We start from the raw sequence: 15353 nt of genomic DNA, 5'->3' as shown, positions 1-15353 counted from the left end.
CCGCGCCGCCGCCAGAGCGACACGGCCCGGAGCGCCGCAGGAATGCACTGCCCCGGGTCAGTGGCCGGCGTCATGCCAGCTGGAGCCGACGCCGATCTGGACGTCCAGCGGAACTGTCAGTGTGGCCGCGGAGCCCATCTGCTCCGTCACCAGCCTTTCCACTGCGGCGAGTTCGCCGTTGGCTACTTCAAGCACCAGCTCGTCATGGACCTGCAGCAGCATCCGCGATTTGAGGCCCTGCGAGGCGAGCTCCGCGGAGACACCCAGCATGGCGCGCTTGATGATGTCCGCTGCGGAGCCCTGGATGGGTGAGTTCAAGGCAATGCGCTCAGCGATCTCCCTCAGCTGCCTGTCAGTGCTGGTGAGGTCCGGAAGGTAGCGGCGCCGGCCTTCGATGGTTGAGGTGTAGCCGTCGATCCGCGCCTGATCCACCACGCCGCGGAGGTAATCCCGCACAGCCCCGAACCTGTCGAAGTAGTCCTTCATCAGCGTGCGGGCCTCGTCCACGGAGATCTCCAACTGCTTGGACAGCCCAAACGACGTCAAGCCGTAGGCCAGGCCGTAGGACATTGCCTTGACCTTGGAGCGCATGGCGCTGGTGACCTCCGCCGGATCCACATGGAAGATGTGAGAACCCACATAACGGTGCAGATCCTCGCCTTCCTTGTAGGCCTTGATCAGCCCGGCGTCACCTGAGAGATGCGCCATGATGCGCATTTCGATCTGCGAATAGTCCGCGGACAGCAGGCATTCGTAGCCTTCGCTGACCACGAAGATACCCCGCACCCGGCGGCCTTCCTCGCTGCGGACCGGGATGTTCTGCAGGTTGGGGTTGTTGGAGGATATCCGCCCCGTTGCAGCAACATTCTGGGCATAGGTGGTGTGGATGCGGCCGTCTTCAGCAACGGACTTCTTGAGCGTCTCCACCATCTGGCGCAGTTTGGCTGATTCACGGTGGGCCATCAGCTGGACCAGAAATTCGTGCCCGGTCTTTTCCAGCAGATTCTTCAATGACGCGGCATCCGTGGTGTAGCCGGATTTGATCTTCTTGGTCTTGGGGAGCTGCAGTTCCTCAAAGAGAACGCTCTGTAGCTGCTTGGGCGAACCCAGGTTCACTTCATGGCCGATCGCGGCAAACGCTAGCTCCTGGGCATTGTCGATGACCTTGGAAAGATCCGCCAGCTGATCGTTCATCCGCTCCATCGACACGGAAATCCCGGCCATTTCCAGATCAGCCAGTACCCGGCTGATCGGAAGCTCCAGGGTGGTCAGCAGCTGTTCGGCCTTGCGGTCTTTCAGCTCCGATTCAAAGTGCCGGCTGAGCGAAAGCACAACGGCGGCCTGCTGGACCAGCGCGGCCGTGACGGCGGCCTCGTCCCCGCCCAAAGCCAGCTCAAGCTGGCCTGTCTTGGCAGCGGCGGACGAGAGGCTGATTTTAAGGTGGTGCTGGGCGAGTTCGGCCAGCTCATAGCTGCGCCGGTCCGGCTGGATGAGGTATCCGGAGATGGCGGTGTCATCCACCACGCCATCAAGCCTCAGCCCGCGGGCGGCCAGTGCCTTCAGCGAGGCCTTAAAGCCATGCATGACCTTCAACGAGTCAGCGTCCTCCAGCCAGCCTGCCACCACGCCTTCAGCGCCGGCATCCAGCACCGTGAGGTCAACATAGGCCGCGGCATCCGCACGGACAATGGCGAGGGCCACAGCGTCTTCGCCGATCCGGCCGGGAACCAGCTCGGCGGCAACGGCAGAACGCTGCCCGACGCCGCCTGCGAGGAAGGCTTCCAGCTCCGCCTGCCCCGTCAGCACCGCGAACTCCGGCGCGTTAATGGTTTCCGCCTCCGCTGCCGAGGCGTCACTTCCATACAGCGCGAAAAGCCGGGTGCGAAGTGTCTTGAATTCCAGGGTGTCGAAGAGGTCCTCGATGGCATCCTGATCCGGGCGCGGCTCCACCAGATCATCCAGGGAGACAGGCAGTTCGAGGTCACGGAGCAGGTGGTTCAGCCGGCGGTTCCGTTTCACCGATTCGATGTGCTCGCGCAGGGCGTCTCCCACCTTGCCTCCGATGGCGTCCAGATTCGCCAGGATTCCCTCCAGTCCGCCATAGAGGTTGATCCATTTGGCGGCCGTTTTGGGCCCCACTCCCGGGACACCCGGAAGGTTGTCGGCCGATTCGCCCACAAGCGCGGCAAGATCCGAGTACTGCGGCGGAGTCACAAAATACTTCTCCTGGATGGCGGCCGCGTCCATCCTGGGAATGTTGCTGACGCCCTGCTTGGGATAGAGGACGAAGACGTTGTCAGTGATCAGCTGGAAGGCATCGCGGTCGCCGGAAACCAACAGCACCTCAAAGCCGGCAGTGTCCCCCATCGCGGCAAGCGTGGCCAGGATGTCGTCAGCCTCATAGCCGGGCATCTTGATGGTCCTGATCCCCCAGGCACCCATGACTTTGTCGATCAGGTCGATCTGCCCGCTGAATTCGCGCGGGGTCTCGTTCCGGCCACCCTTATAGTCGCTGTATTCGGCTTTCCTGAACGTCGTGTCATCCGAAACGTCAAAAGCGACCGCCACATGAGTGGGCTTCTGTTCCTTGATCAGGTTGATCAGCATGGAGACGAAGCCGTGGACCGCGTTGGTGTGCTGCCCGGTGGATGTGGCGAAGTTCTCCGCAGGGAGTGCATAAAACGCCCGGAAGGCCATGGAATGGCCATCCAGCACCATCAGACGCGGCTGGTCCGTCAGCGGGATCACCGGTGCTTCGGCTGCGGACACGGCCGGGCCTGCGGGCACAGGGACTTCAGGGGCTTCCAGTGTCTGCGCTCCTGATCGGGAAGAGGGTGCTGATCGGGAAGGGGCCGGTTTGGTAGTTTCGCTCACAGGTGCCAGCCTAGTTGCCATGATGGACAATTTCACTTCCCACCGTTTCACGGACGAACTGCTTGCCGCCGGGGTTCCCGAGGAAATGCACTCATGGCTCGGCGAGCACGGCGTGGGCACACTGGTGGTGAAGATGGGGATCCGGTTTCTGGAGATGAGCCCGGAACGGACGGTGGCCACCATGCCGGTGAAGGGAAATACCCAGGTGGCCGGCATCCTGCACGGCGGCGCCCACGTGGTGCTGGCTGAAACGCTGGGGTCTTTCGCGGCCGGAATGCATGCCGGGCCACGGCGCCAGGCGTTGGGAATAGAGGTGGGGGCAACCCATCACCGTGCCATCGCCGCCGGGACCGTCACCGGCACCTGCACCGCGATTCATCTGGGCCGCACTCTGACCACCCACGAAGTTGTCATGACAGACGAACAGGGCCGCCGCCTTTCCACAGCGCGCATCACCAATCTGATCCGCGACATCGGCGCTTAGCCGAAGGTGGGCCGGCGTCAGTTTGATCCGGCTGCCCCAGACGCGTTGGCTGCGCTGGCCGCACTGGCGGCGTTGCCGCCGTTGCCGCCGTTGCCGCCGTTGCCGCCGTTGCCGAAACGGTAGCGCAGCTCCACAACCCCGCGTCCCAGTGTGCGCGAGGCAGTCAGCTGAAGCGGCGGCGTCGGGCCTTCCATGGGCAGCAGGGGCTTCCCGTCTCCCAACACGACGGGAATGATCGAGACAATCAGCTCGTCCAACAGCCCGGCGTCGGCGAACTGTGACGCGAGGTCACCGCCGCCCACAATCCAGACGTCCTTGTCCTCAGCGTCCCGTTTGAAATCCTGGATGAATTCGCGGACGTCTCCACGCACGAAGGTGATGTCCGAGCCCGGCGGCGCGGCGAGCTCATGATGGGTGAAAATCCAGCAGGGTGTGACCGGATAGGGCCAGCCTCCGGGATCGTTGGCCAGGATCCAGTTGAAGGTCCCGCCGCCCATAACGATGCAGCCGACTCCTTCGATAAAGGAATCGTAGCTTTCCTTACCGCCTTCAAAGCCGTCAAACTGCAGTAGCCAGGCCAGATCGTCGTCTGCGGTCGCGATGAACCCGTCGAGGGAAGAGGCAACGAAATACTGGAGACTGGACATGGATCCAGACTAGTCATTTCGACTCAGGGTTCCCATACTCAATGCGCACGCTTGGATTATCCGGGAGCACCACCACCTTGCCGTTTCGCAGTGTCCAGCCGTCGTGAAGCAGAAAGATCCGGCCGCCGCTGACAACCAGGAGGCGCAGCCCGGAGTACTTATACAGTTCTTTGCCTGCTGTGCCCGTCGAGTCCTCCAAGACGTTCGGAGCGCTGATTCCGAGGCGGTCTCTGCTATAGACCACAGCGGTGGGCAGGAGGCCGGACCGTTCCTCGTAACTCACGGCCAGCCGTCGGCCCAGTGCCTGCGCATAGTCCGCCGTGCCCCAGAAAAGCAGCAGGGTGACCAGAGTGAAGACCAGCGTCCGCTCAAGGCCACGCGGCCCGGCAAGGAAGTTCGGACCGCGCCTCGCGCTGGAACGCCGCCACAGGCTCAGCCCCCACGCGGCCAGCAGCACCCCTGCGGCCATGACATAGGGGACGTACAGCAGCGTGCGCTCCGGCTGCAGAATCATCACCAGCCACGTGGCAACCGCAGTTGCTGCGCCGGCCGCCATAACAAGCATGGCGAACCACCGGATTTGTGCGGTCCGGTGGCCGGCTGTGCGCTGACCACCCAGGAACGTGTCCGTAGCGAGCCAGAGCACGGACGCAATCAGCAGCCAGACCAGCGGAACAAACAACGACGGGATACTGCGGAGCACAAGGTCCTGAACGCTGTATCCCAGCAGGCTCACATCGAATCCCATCGCTTTGGCCTGGGCATCGGTGCGCGCCCAGCCGAAGTAGACCAGCAGGGCGGTGGCAACTGTCAGGGGCGGGCCGATCACGGCCAGGATATCGAAGGCACGCTGCCACCGAGAATCAGCCAGGCTCCTGTCCTCGCTCACGGCTGCCCGGCTGTGGCTGGCAGCGTTACGGGGTTTCCAGCCGGCGATGGCCGGCCGTCAGCCTGTGGAGCGGCCGACGTCGGGGTGTTGCTGGCCGTTGTTGATACGGCTGTTGCGCTGGCCGGGTCCTGGTAGACGAAAACCGCCCCACCGGAAACTTCCGGTGAGGCCACCGCCGTGACCCGGACCGAGCTTCGGCCGGCAGCCGGCCCTGTGGCCTGGCCAGGGATGCCCACCGCTTGGTCCTGGTCATCCAGCGCTGTGAGTCCTGTCAGCCTGCGCGGGCAGTCATCGCCCGCTCCCTCCGTTACCAGCGGGATTGCGGCAGCCGGATGAGCGGCCCTGAAAGCCACTACCTGGCGCACCGACTCGGTGACGGCGGTTTCCCAACAGCGCCCTGGCGGCAACTTCGGCACCTGTAAAAGCGCTGCGGCGGCGGCCTGCCAGTCCACCGGCCGATCCCCTGCCAGCGCGAAACAAGCGGACTCCGCGGCTTTCCAGACTTCGGGGATCGCGGCATTCAGGGTCGACTCCCGGAGACCGGCGCAGTCACGGCTGCGGACCAGTTCGTACAGGGTTCCTTCGGGCGGGTCCGCGGGACTGGCCGGCCCGATGGGGATCCAGCGGAGGACCGGCGCATCGGCCCCCGGGGGTGCGTCCCCGCCGGCGGGCCCGGGAAGCGGGTCAGCAGTGGGTTCCGCCACTCCTTGCGTGGCCGTGGCCGGGCTCTGCCCCTGCTCCCCGCCAGCTGAATACGGCACGGCGCAACTGCAGGGCACCGCCACGAGACAGAGAAGAGTGGCGGCTCTGGCTACCCGTAGACGGGTGCCGTTGTGAGTGTGCATGGGAGAACGCACCTGCCCAATGTTCCCGCCGGGGAACCAGCCTGTAGACGACTACGGAAAAAAGGACCTCCTCGGAGGACCCGGACATTGACGGCTTTGCAACAGGGTTAATTATTCCCCCGATTGGAAATATGCGCCAGAGCCGGTGAGGCTCCTTCCCGCGCTACTTGCTGAAGTACGGGATGATGAGATAGAGCCCGAAAAGGACGGCCGTGCCGCAAAGGCCAAAGCAGAGATAGGCCAGAGAGCGCATCCAGCGTGGAGTGACCTGTTCGGCGTCCCCGGCGATGGCTGTCAGCCTGACGCCAAGTGAGTACAGGACGACGACGGTCAGCGCGGACACCAGGGTTGCTCCGGCGACGGTGAGAAGATCCAACCACTTCATCGCTGCGGCCCCTTCAACGTGTTGGTTTTGCCTCCGGCGCCGGACTTCCTTTTCCTGAAGCGTACGGCGTGTCCGGCTTCCTCCACCTCCACGGCGTTGTGGTGTCCGACCTGGGACTTGCGGGAAGCGGCGAACATAAACAGCACTGCTCCTGTGCCGGCCACCGCAGCGATCACGACTCCCGCAACACCGGTCTTCACCAGCAGTGCTGTCAGCGCTCCCATGATGCCTGCGGCCGGAAGTGTGAAAAGCCAGCCGACGACGATGCGGCCGACTGTGCCCCACCGCACCGACGTCCCCTTGCGGCCGAGCCCTGACCCGATGACGGACCCGGAGGCCACCTGTGTCGTGGACAGCGCAAAGCCCAGATGGGACGAGGCCAGGATTGCCGAGGCCGTGCTGGTCTCGGCAGCGAAGCCCTGTGCAGGTTTCACTTCCGTGAGCCCCGACCCCATAGTGCGGATGATGCGCCAACCGCCGGCGTAGGTGCCAACGGCAATCGCCAGGGCACACGCACCAATGACCCAGAGCTGCGGCCCGGATCCGGTTGCCTGCGTTCCGGCGGAGATAAGTACCAGGGTAATGATGCCCATGGTTTTTTGCGCATCATTGGTGCCGTGGGCGAGGGCGACGAGGCTCGATGTGAAGATCTGACCGGTCCGGAATCCTCCGCGCTTTTGGGTGAGTTTGTCACCGGTCTCGGGGTCATGCCGGGATGTCAGCGCGTAGGCAACACGGGTGCAGAGGTAGGCGACCAGCCCCGCGATCACGGGCGCGAAGATCGCGGGGAGAATCACCTTTTGGAGCATGGTCTCAAAGTTCACCGAGTGGATGCCGATACCGACAATTGCGGCACCGATCAGTCCGCCGAAGAGTGCATGGGAGGAGCTCGAGGGCAGCCCCTTAAGCCAGGTGATCATGTTCCACAGAATGGCACCCATCAGGCCGGCAAAGATGATGTCCGGAGTGATATGGATGCCCTCGGCGCCTTCGCGGATTATCCCGCCGGAAATGGTTTTGGCCACTTCCGTCGAGAGAAAGGCTCCAACCAGGTTCAGGGTCGCTGCAAGCATGACGGCGGTCTTGGGTTTGATGGCACCTGTGGCAATGGGCGTGGCCATTGCGTTGGCCGTGTCATGAAATCCGTTGGTGAAGTCGAAAAAAAGTGCCAGCGCGATAACCAGCGCCACCATGAAGGTGATTTCCACCTGTTGCCCAATCTGCAGAGTCGACGTTCAGCAGTTCCACTTCCCCTGCCTGCCCTGCAAAGCATAGTTCACCAGCCGTTTGGCTGGAATGACTTGCGGTGTTCGCAGAACCGGTTTGAAACCCTACAAATCGTACGCGCCAGAGGCATCAGGTCAAAACACGGCAGGACCTGCCGGGAACAACTCCGCAGAGGCCTCCGGTTTCATTGCCGTGCCCGGGTTTCAGCTCATTTGCTGGAGCCGTTGCCTGCTCTTTGGTCCAGGCGTAACGTGGCGAATCTGGGGCCTACAAAAGGAGAATGTGATCATGAACACTGACAACCGCGCCCGGACCCGTGCCCTGGCAGCCCTCGTGGCCATTGCGGCCCTGGCTTTAAGCAACGTGGGCGCTGCCGCGGCCGCTCCCGGTGGGGTGCCTGCAATTCCCCTCAATACGGAACAGGAAGTCACCGGCTCCAATACCGGAGCCAGCGGATTCTTCAGCTATACCATCAGCGGCAGCCAGTTGTGCTACACCTTGCAGGCACGCGAGCTGTCGGGTCCCGCGGGTGCCGCCCATATCCATCTGGCCCCGCGGCATACCGCCGGTCCCGTGGTTATCCCGCTCACAGTAGGTTCAGGCACCAGCTGGACCGTTGAAACCTGCACAACTGCCGACGCCGGGCTGCTCGCGGCGGTCGCTGCCAACCCACGTGCCTACTACGTCAATGTCCACACGGCCGCATTTCCGGGCGGCGAGATCCGGGGCCAGCTCAAGTAGCAGCTCATTCCGGCCGGGGGGGGGGGGGGGTCAGTACGCTGGCGCTGGCTCGGACGCTGGTGATCAGCGAAAACGTGAGCTGTGGATCAGGGACTCCCTACCCCGCCGACGCCAAAATCCGCCGACGGCAGCTGGTCCGCCAGCCGCCGCCGTACTTTCCTTGGAAGTCAAGGAACTGGACGAGGATCCTTTCAACGCCTATTTCGTGGCGAGGAAGCCGTCTCCAATCCGGGCTGTGCCTACTCCGGGCTATGCCTGTTCCGGCTGTGCCGACATGGGCTGAGCACCGGTGATGTTCACCATCCACGCAACACCGAATTTGTCGGTGCACATACCGAAACTGTCTCCCCACGGCGCGACTTCAAGCGGCACTGTCACTGAGCCGCTGCCGGACAGCTGATCCCAGTAGCCGCGGAGCTCGGCGTCGTCTTCACCGCTGAGGGAGACAGTGAAAGTGTTTCCGGGCGTGTGGTCCATGGTGTTGGGCGTGTCCGAGCCCATCAGGGTCAGTCCGTTGTCTGTGGCCAGCAGACCGTGCATGATCTTGTCAGCTTCGGCCGGATCCTCGCTTGCGTGGAACTCGCCGAAGGTACTGAGCGTCAGCTCGCCTCCGAAGACGGACTGGTAGAAGTTCATGGCTTCCCGTGCGTTGTCCCGGAAGCCAAGGTAGGGGTTGAGCTTGGTGGTCATTGTCGTAACTCCTCGTATCTGGTCTGTCACCGGATCTGAAGCGGGTGCGGCCGGCCATCGTGGAATGGGCCGGACAGGTCCGAACGGACATTCCCTATGTTGCCTCTATCCCTTCCCGCTTCATAGATCCGGACGTTCCACGGAATCAGGAAGCGTTCGAACGCATAGGCTGCGGAACCGGCGCGTCTCCTGTGAGCTGTACCAGCACGGACGTGGCCACGTTGTGGTCGGGAATCCCAGCCAGAAGCAGTCATTGCAGCGCGACCGGGATCAGGACAGCCGCGGCGAATCCGAAGAGCACACGACGCCGGCCGAGGTCGAGGCGGCGGGGCCGCACGGTTCTGGCATGCCCCTCCCGATGAGGCACAATCTGGACATCCAGTTCTCCGGAATCCCGGACAACGGCTTCACCCGTGCCCGGCCCTGTCAGCGACCTTCCGAAGCGCCGACGGCGCGGAGTACCCACCAGGATCCGTGTGGCGCTGGCTGCCCGTGCGAAATCGGGCCGGGCCCGGACCGGATCTTCCTCCGCCACCGTGTGATAACTGCCGCCCAGCTGCGCTGCCAGACGTCGCTGGGCTTCCAGCGCCTGCGGAGATTCTGCCGCTGCTGCGACGGACGTCCGTAGGTGGACGGCCAGTAGCTCGCCGCCGCCGCTCCGGTTGATAATTCCGGCCGCACGCCGGATGAGGATCTCGCCCTCAGTGCCGCAGGCCAGACCGACAACTATGCGTTCGCGTGCCATGCCGTCATTCTTTCACCTGCTCCACGGGACGCCGTAAATGCCTGCACTGCTGTCCTTCTGCCCTGCCTCACAACGACATTAAGGAACAGCCACGATTGCCCAGGGGTCCGTGGGTGCGTAAGCCAGCGGTGGGCCGTAGGCTCTAGTTATGGCGAGATTTATTGATGTGCACCCGCAGGATCCGCAGCCCCGTGCAATCAGTCAGATTGTGGACCTTGTGAAGTCCGGAGGGCTGATCGCCTATCCCACCGACTCGTGTTATGCCCTCGGTGCCCAGATGGGCAATAAGGAGGCATTGGACCGGATCCGTACCATCCGCCGCCTCGACAGCAAGCATCACTTCACTCTTGTCTGCAAGGACTTCGCCCAGCTGGGCCAGTTCGTGAACGTCGGCAATGACGTTTTCCGCAGCATCAAGTCGGTCACGCCAGGCAGCTACACCTTTATCCTGCCGGCCACCAAGGAGGTCCCCCGGCGGTTGCTCCACCCGAAGAAGAAAACGGTGGGGGTACGCATCCCCGACCACCGGTTCGTCCAGGCGCTGTTGGCCGAGCTGGGCGAGCCGATACTCTCCAGCACACTGTTGTTGCCGGACCAGGAGGATCCGCTGACACAAGGCTGGGAAATCAAGGAACGTCTGGACCACGAGGTGGACGCCGTGGTTGATTCAGGTGACTGTGGTGCCGAACCCACCACGGTTGTGGACTTTTCTTCCGGCACTGCCGAGATCGTGCGCCGGGGAACCGGCGACCCCTCCCGCTTTGAGTAGGCGTGCTGCCGGAGACCGGACGGCGGGCTAACTCTTGTTGCGTGCCCTGCTGGGCTGCACCCGCGGAGGCTCGCCCGGCATCTTCGGGAAATCCGGCGGAAAGGGGAGCTCGCCCAGCCCGGCCGCAGCATCGCGTTCCCACCAGCCCAGGAGGGCGTCGATAGTCCCTGGCCGTGAGTGCATGCCGGCCCAGGGATCCCCTGTGGTCTTCAGCCGACCTGGCACGGTCGCGACGGTGTAATTCTTGGGGTCCGCAGCCTCCAGCTCATCCCAGCGGACAGGACAGGAAACCTGTGCCTCCGGAAGGGCACGCGGGCTGTAGGCACCCGCCATGGTCCGGTCACGGTTGGCCTGGTTGAAATCAACGAATACCCGGGTACCACGTTCCTCTTTCCACCAGGCCGTGGTGATCTTGTCCGGCATCCGCCGCTCAAGTTCGCGGGCCGCCGCGATCACCGCATGGCGCACATCCAGGAACTCGTGAGTCGGTTCGATCGGGGCAAACACATGAAGTCCGCGGTTTCCGGAAGTCTTGACGAATGCTGTCAGCCCGGCCTCGGAGAGCACAGACCTCAATTCCTGGGCGGCGGGTATCGCATCCTCGAAACCGGTGCCGGGCTGCGGGTCCAGGTCAATCCGCAGCTCGTCGGGTTTGTCCGGGTCTCCGGCTCGGGACGCCCAGGGATGGAAAACCACCGTGTTCATCTGTACTGCCCAGACGGCCGCTGCAGGCTCGTCGATGACCAATTGTGGATGCGACCGCCCGCTGGGATAGACCACGGTCACCGACCGCACGAAGTCCGGCGCGCCTTTCGGGGGATTTTTTGAAAAGAACTGTTCGCCGTCGATGGTGTCCGAAAACCTCTGCAGGGAGACAGGGCGGTCACCGTTCGCCGCGACGAAAGCCTCCCCCACGTCCGCGACGTAGTGCGCGAGGTCCAGCTTGGTGATTCCCGGTTCCGGCCACAGGACCCTCCCGGGGCTGGAAATCCGTATGTCACGGGGTCCGTGCGGTCCGCTGACGGCGACGTGGGCTTGTTCGCTGGCCATGGGGACAATGTACTCCCCCGAGGCTTGGCGCGTCAGCGCATACAGGCTCTGTTCCGCAGCCCGGGAAGCAATCCGGCATCATTAATGAATGTCCACCACTGAGTTCCCCATAGCCGTCACGATTGGCGATGCGTCAGTCTCCGGGGTCTACGCCCGGCCCGACAGGCCGTTCGCCTCGCTGGTGCTTGCCCATGGCGCCGGCGCCGGAATGGATCATCCCTTCCTGCGGGGTCTCAGCCAGGCGTTGAACGACGACGGCGTGGCAACTCTCCGTTTCAATTTCCCCTACCGGGAAGCGGGCAGGAAGTTCCCGGACCGTCCGCCCGCAGCCATCGCCGCATGGCGGGCAGCCATGACCGAGGCCGCAGCCCGCTCGGCGGGCGAGCCGCTGTGGGCAGGAGGGAAGTCCTTTGGTGGGCGCATGGCCTCGATGGCAGTCGCCGACGACATGCCGGCGGCGGGGCTGGTCTACCTTGGTTATCCCCTGCACCCGCCTGGCAGGCCGGACAAGATCCGCGACGAGCACCTCTACGGCCTGAAGGTGCCGATGCTCTTCCTCCAGGGCACGCGCGACCCGTTCGCCACCCGCGAGCTGCTCGAGGCAGTGGTTGCCCGCATCGGCCCGATCGCCACGCTCGAATGGAGCGAGGGCGGCGACCACTCGTTCGGTGTCGCGGGCGTCAAGCGCGGTGCGGAAGAGGTGGGTGCATCGCTGGCGGGACCGGTGGCCGCATTCATGCGCTCGCACGGCTGACTGCGCGGCAGTGATGCCCAACGGAAGCGGAAGACGAGCTACTCCCCGGCGTCGGGCACGTCTCCGGCCCCCCCCAGGGGCTGGCTTTCACCTGCCCTTGGTCCTTGCCGTCGCCGGCGCCGTCCACGGGTCCTCCGGCCAGGGATGCTTCGGATAGCGGCCCCGCATCTCTGTCCGGACCTGCGCATAGGGGCCGGACCAAAAGGAGGCGAGGTCGTCGGTCACTGCCAACGGCCGTCTGGCGGGCGAGAGCAGGTGGAACAGCACCGGTACCCGCCCGTTCACCAACCGCGGCGTCTGTGCCCAGCCGAAGCACTCCTGCAGTTTGACCGCCACCACTGGACGGCCGGAGTCGTCACCGACTTCCGGATAGTCGATTGCCACCCGCGAACCGCTGGGTACCTCGAGCCGCTCGGGTGCCAGCTCGCCGAGCCGGGTGGCGTCGGGCCACGGCAGCAATCGCCGCAGCGGATCGGCGAGGTCTATCCCGTTCGTGGCTGCCCCGCCGGCCAAGGCCTCAAGCTCCGGTGCCAACCACTCGTCAAGCCGGGAAAGCAAAGCCAGCTCGGCAACGTCCGGCCAGGGCTCACCCAGTTCCCGGTGGAGCAGGGCGAGGCGGCGCCGCAACGCATCCGCCGCGGTCGACCAGCCGATCAGTTCCAGGCCTTCCTTTTCCAGCGCGCGGGCCACGGCCGGGCGTCCCTCGTCCGCGGATGGCCGGACCGGCGTGGAAGACAGTACGATCGCTCCCAGCCGGCGCTCCCGCCGGGCGGTGACCCGGCCCTGGCTGAAACGCGCCTCCACTACTTCGGCCAGGAGGTGGCGGGCGGCAGCCTCCGCGGTGTCGTCCGTCAGTGGTGCTGCTGAACGGATGGCGGCGCCGGTCCCTGCAGCGTCGCGCCCCTGAGCGCGCGATACTTCCGCCACGGCAAGCCATTCATGCCCGGACAAGGGACTGCCGGCAGGGAGGCCCGCCTGCGTTCCGGACGCCAGCAGGTAGCGCTCCGGCCCCTGGCCGTGGACACGGCGTGCCACGCGGTCCGGGAACGCCAGCGCGACGACGAAACCAACTGCCTCCGCGGCAGCCACCGGTACGGCGATTGGGAAGGGCACAACGCCGGACCGCTCCTGGCGCGCGATCGTCTCCATCCTCCGGACATCCTCGGTCCAGCGCCCGGCCGCGGGATCCTTTCCGGCACGCAGGGTGGTCAGCAGCCGCGCGAGATCAGCGCCCGGGGCACGCTTATCACCGGACACCAGTGCGACGGCCTCAGCCGCAAGGCGTTGACCCACGACGGCGGCGCCGTCCAGGAGGGCCCGCGCCAGCCGCGGGTCGGCAGGAACCCTGGCCAAGGCCCTGCCCAGGTCCGTGGCGTGGCCATCAACGTCCACGGCGCCGAGTTCGCGCAGCACTTCAACGGCCTCCGCCATGGCTGCCTGGGGCGGGGCGTCCGGGAGCGCCAGCCCCCGTCCTCCGGGCGCTCCCCAACAGGCCAGGACGAGGGCGGCGCCGGTCAAGTCAGCCACTGTGATCTCTGGGGTCCGGTGGGCCGGTGCGGCACCAAAGGCCTTCTGGTCGTAGCAGCGCACCACCCTTCCAGGCCCTTGCCGGGCAGCTCGTCCGGCGCGCTGTTCGGCGGACGCCCGGGAGCAGGACACGGTCACCAATCCGGTCATTCCACGGGCAGCGTCGCGCCGCGGCTCGCGGGATAGCCCCGAGTCGATGACCAGCCGGACTCCGGGTACCGTGAGGGAGGATTCGGCGAGCGCCGTGGAAACGATGATCCGCGCGGTCCCGCCGGGTTCACGTCCGGACACGGCGCGGTCCTGCGCCGCCGGACCGGCCTGTCCGTGCAGTTCCAGTACTTCGGTGCCGCTCCCGCCGCGCAGGCGGGCCGCAACGTATGCCACCTCCCAGGTACCAGGGAGGAACACCAGGGCGTCGATGGCGGGATCCGTTGCACGTGCTTCGTCATGTGCCGCCGCGGCCGTGTCCGCCACATGGTCCAGGAAGGCACGTGTCACGCCCCGCCCATCCAGCCGTGGCATGGCGGCAGGCGCCCAGCTCACGTCCAAAGGGTAAAGCGCGGAAGGGCAGTCGACGACGGGAGCCGGCCCGCCGCCGTCGTGCGTTCCGATCAAAGCGGCGAAGCGCGGCGCATCCAGGGTGGCAGACATGGCGACGAGCGTGAAGTCGGTGCGAAGCTGCCGGACCTCGGCGAGCATGCCGAGCAGCAGGTCGGTCTCCAGGCCGCGTTCGTGGACTTCGTCAAGGATGACGGCGTCGGTTGCCTCCAGCCCCGGATCCGCGAGGAGGCGCCGGAGCAGGATTCCCGGTGTGACGAACTCGATCAGGGTGTTGGCGCCGGCCTGGCGTTCGCCGCGGACCGTATACCCGATCCTGTCCCCGAGCCCGCTGCCATCCAGGGCGGCGAGGCGCCGGGCTGCCGAGCGGGCAGCAACGCGGCGCGGCTGCGTCACGATGACGCGCGGGCCGATTTTTCTTGCGGTGGTGGCGGCCGCGATGTTGGCGAGAAGTGGCGGAACCAGCGTTGTTTTGCCCGTACCTGGAGGCGCCTGGACCACCGCGGTTCCCGCCGGGCCTCCCGCACGGAGCGCCGCGGCGAGTTTCCCCAGCGAGCCTGCGAAGACCAGCCCGGCCCCGATGGCTTCCAGATCGAACTGGCCATTGACGCCATCGGCGTACCGACGGACGGGCGGGGAAGTCATGCCTCCATTGTGCCTGCCAACTCCCATCACGGGGCGACGATGACGTCCTGCGCCTGGCTCCGGAGTGCTTCGAAGGGTTGGCCGGTGGTCTGCCGGTCCCGTACGGTCACTAGACGGTCAGGAAGCGGCCATGGAACCTCACCCTGGAGCTACCATGCCGCACCAGCCCCCTCCCGTTGCCAACCGCAGCCAAGCCCGCCCGCCCGTTTCGCTGGCTCCCCGGCGGCGGGACACAAGTCTCGTGACTGGCCCAGACATCCTTCGATGCAGGGGCACGGCCAGGGAGCTGCCGGGGCAGCCTGTCACCCACCATGCGGGCTTTCCTTTCCCGGAAGGATGCGCGCAATTGGCAGACCGTCCGGGATTTCCGTACACGCCGCGAACCACCGCCCACCTGAACTTCAAGGCACCCCTGGGGGTACCACCTGACCATCACAGCCCACCCGACAAGGGTCGTTACACCGAGCCAGATTGAGTTTGATGCCGGTGGCCATCTGGTGGGAACGGGACGTGTCATTCTTGC

At 65.2% G+C, this 15353-nt stretch carries 14 protein-coding genes; 4 read left to right on the top strand and 10 right to left on the bottom strand.

Annotated elements, in window-relative coordinates; all coding sequences use genetic code 11:
* Positions 1-57: 57 nt before the first annotated feature.
* Positions 58-2718 carry a DNA polymerase I gene (polA, locus tag ACQCST_RS10410; RefSeq protein ID WP_426999147.1) on the bottom strand — a complete coding sequence of 887 codons (2661 nt, stop codon included), beginning with the start codon at positions 2716-2718 and terminating at the stop codon, positions 58-60.
* A gap of 175 nt (positions 2719-2893) precedes the next feature.
* On the opposite strand from polA, the gene ACQCST_RS10405 reads away from it, so the two are divergent.
* Complete coding sequence (locus ACQCST_RS10405) at positions 2894-3358, top strand: hotdog fold thioesterase (RefSeq protein ID WP_426995716.1); 465 nt, start codon at positions 2894-2896, stop codon at positions 3356-3358.
* A 17-nt stretch (positions 3359-3375) separates the two neighbouring features.
* On the opposite strand, the gene ACQCST_RS10400 is transcribed toward ACQCST_RS10405, so the two are convergent.
* The 5 genes from ACQCST_RS10400 to ACQCST_RS10380 all read right to left on the bottom strand — a co-directional run bounded on the left by ACQCST_RS10400 (position 3376) and on the right by ACQCST_RS10380 (position 7332).
* Complete coding sequence (locus tag ACQCST_RS10400) at positions 3376-4005, bottom strand: dihydrofolate reductase family protein (RefSeq protein ID WP_426995715.1); 630 nt, start codon at positions 4003-4005, stop codon at positions 3376-3378.
* Between the two features lie 13 nt (positions 4006-4018).
* On the bottom strand, positions 4019-4894 hold the full coding sequence (locus ACQCST_RS10395) for a hypothetical protein (protein ID WP_426995714.1): 876 nt from the start codon (positions 4892-4894) through the stop codon (positions 4019-4021).
* Complete coding sequence (locus ACQCST_RS10390) at positions 4891-5655, bottom strand: hypothetical protein (protein WP_426995713.1); 765 nt, start codon at positions 5653-5655, stop codon at positions 4891-4893. The genes ACQCST_RS10395 and ACQCST_RS10390 overlap by 4 nt, the downstream gene beginning before the upstream one ends.
* 247 nt (positions 5656-5902) lie before the next feature.
* Positions 5903-6124: a hypothetical protein gene (locus ACQCST_RS10385; RefSeq protein WP_426995712.1), complete on the bottom strand. Its 222-nt coding sequence runs from the start codon at positions 6122-6124 to the stop codon at positions 5903-5905.
* Positions 6121-7332: an inorganic phosphate transporter gene (locus tag ACQCST_RS10380; protein ID WP_426995711.1), complete on the bottom strand. Its 1212-nt coding sequence runs from the start codon at positions 7330-7332 to the stop codon at positions 6121-6123. Before ACQCST_RS10380 ends, ACQCST_RS10385 begins: the two co-directional genes overlap by 4 nt.
* A gap of 307 nt (positions 7333-7639) precedes the next feature.
* Here ACQCST_RS10380 and ACQCST_RS10375 point away from each other — a divergent pair, with 307 nt between their 5' ends.
* Positions 7640-8092 carry a CHRD domain-containing protein gene (locus ACQCST_RS10375; RefSeq protein ID WP_426995710.1) on the top strand — a complete coding sequence of 151 codons (453 nt, stop codon included), beginning with the start codon at positions 7640-7642 and terminating at the stop codon, positions 8090-8092.
* 249 nt (positions 8093-8341) lie between these two features.
* Here the strand turns inward: ACQCST_RS10375 and ACQCST_RS10370 are convergent, their stop codons facing one another.
* Positions 8342-8782, bottom strand: a complete 441-nt coding sequence (locus ACQCST_RS10370) for a VOC family protein (RefSeq protein WP_426995709.1) — start codon at positions 8780-8782, stop codon at positions 8342-8344.
* A 250-nt stretch (positions 8783-9032) separates the two neighbouring features.
* Positions 9033-9527: a hypothetical protein gene (locus ACQCST_RS10365; protein ID WP_426995708.1), complete on the bottom strand. Its 495-nt coding sequence runs from the start codon at positions 9525-9527 to the stop codon at positions 9033-9035.
* Positions 9528-9675: 148 nt separating this feature from the next.
* On the opposite strand from ACQCST_RS10365, the gene ACQCST_RS10360 reads away from it, so the two are divergent.
* Positions 9676-10296, top strand: coding sequence for an L-threonylcarbamoyladenylate synthase (locus tag ACQCST_RS10360; protein ID WP_426995707.1), 621 nt, complete (start codon positions 9676-9678; stop codon positions 10294-10296).
* Between the two features lie 27 nt (positions 10297-10323).
* On the opposite strand, the gene ligD is transcribed toward ACQCST_RS10360, so the two are convergent.
* Positions 10324-11346, bottom strand: a complete 1023-nt coding sequence (ligD, locus tag ACQCST_RS10355) for a non-homologous end-joining DNA ligase (protein ID WP_426995706.1) — start codon at positions 11344-11346, stop codon at positions 10324-10326.
* 88 nt (positions 11347-11434) lie between these two features.
* Between ligD and ACQCST_RS10350 the strand changes: the two genes are divergently transcribed.
* Positions 11435-12100 (top strand): alpha/beta family hydrolase, encoded by a 666-nt coding sequence (locus tag ACQCST_RS10350; protein WP_426995705.1) that lies wholly within the window; start codon positions 11435-11437, stop codon positions 12098-12100.
* Positions 12101-12187: 87 nt separating this feature from the next.
* Here the strand turns inward: ACQCST_RS10350 and hrpB are convergent, their stop codons facing one another.
* Positions 12188-14830: an ATP-dependent helicase HrpB gene (gene hrpB / locus ACQCST_RS10345; RefSeq protein WP_426995704.1), complete on the bottom strand. Its 2643-nt coding sequence runs from the start codon at positions 14828-14830 to the stop codon at positions 12188-12190.
* Positions 14831-15353 lie beyond the last annotated feature (523 nt).

This window comes from Pseudarthrobacter sp. N5 (assembly GCF_050157035.1).
Classification (GTDB): domain Bacteria; phylum Actinomycetota; class Actinomycetes; order Actinomycetales; family Micrococcaceae; genus Arthrobacter.
The sequence above is the reverse complement of the archived record's forward strand: the minus strand, read 5'-3'. Positions and strand labels throughout refer to the sequence as shown.

What these genes read in the sequence shown, in the direction of transcription:
- polA (WP_426999147.1), bottom strand. Translation starts at nt 2,718, where the DNA reads ATGGTGCTGGATGGCCATTCCATGGCCTTCCGGGCGTTTTATGCACTC.
- ACQCST_RS10405 (WP_426995716.1), top strand. Translation starts at nt 2,894, where the DNA reads ATGATGGACAATTTCACTTCCCACCGTTTCACGGACGAACTGCTTGCC.
- ACQCST_RS10400 (WP_426995715.1), bottom strand. Translation starts at nt 4,005, where the DNA reads ATGTCCAGTCTCCAGTATTTCGTTGCCTCTTCCCTCGACGGGTTCATC.
- ACQCST_RS10385 (WP_426995712.1), bottom strand. Translation starts at nt 6,124, where the DNA reads ATGAAGTGGTTGGATCTTCTCACCGTCGCCGGAGCAACCCTGGTGTCC.
- ACQCST_RS10375 (WP_426995710.1), top strand. Translation starts at nt 7,640, where the DNA reads ATGAACACTGACAACCGCGCCCGGACCCGTGCCCTGGCAGCCCTCGTG.
- ACQCST_RS10370 (WP_426995709.1), bottom strand. Translation starts at nt 8,782, where the DNA reads ATGACCACCAAGCTCAACCCCTACCTTGGCTTCCGGGACAACGCACGG.
- ACQCST_RS10365 (WP_426995708.1), bottom strand. Translation starts at nt 9,527, where the DNA reads ATGGCACGCGAACGCATAGTTGTCGGTCTGGCCTGCGGCACTGAGGGC.
- ACQCST_RS10360 (WP_426995707.1), top strand. Translation starts at nt 9,676, where the DNA reads ATGGCGAGATTTATTGATGTGCACCCGCAGGATCCGCAGCCCCGTGCA.
- ligD (WP_426995706.1), bottom strand. Translation starts at nt 11,346, where the DNA reads ATGGCCAGCGAACAAGCCCACGTCGCCGTCAGCGGACCGCACGGACCC.
- ACQCST_RS10350 (WP_426995705.1), top strand. Translation starts at nt 11,435, where the DNA reads ATGTCCACCACTGAGTTCCCCATAGCCGTCACGATTGGCGATGCGTCA.
- hrpB (WP_426995704.1), bottom strand. Translation starts at nt 14,830, where the DNA reads ATGACTTCCCCGCCCGTCCGTCGGTACGCCGATGGCGTCAATGGCCAG.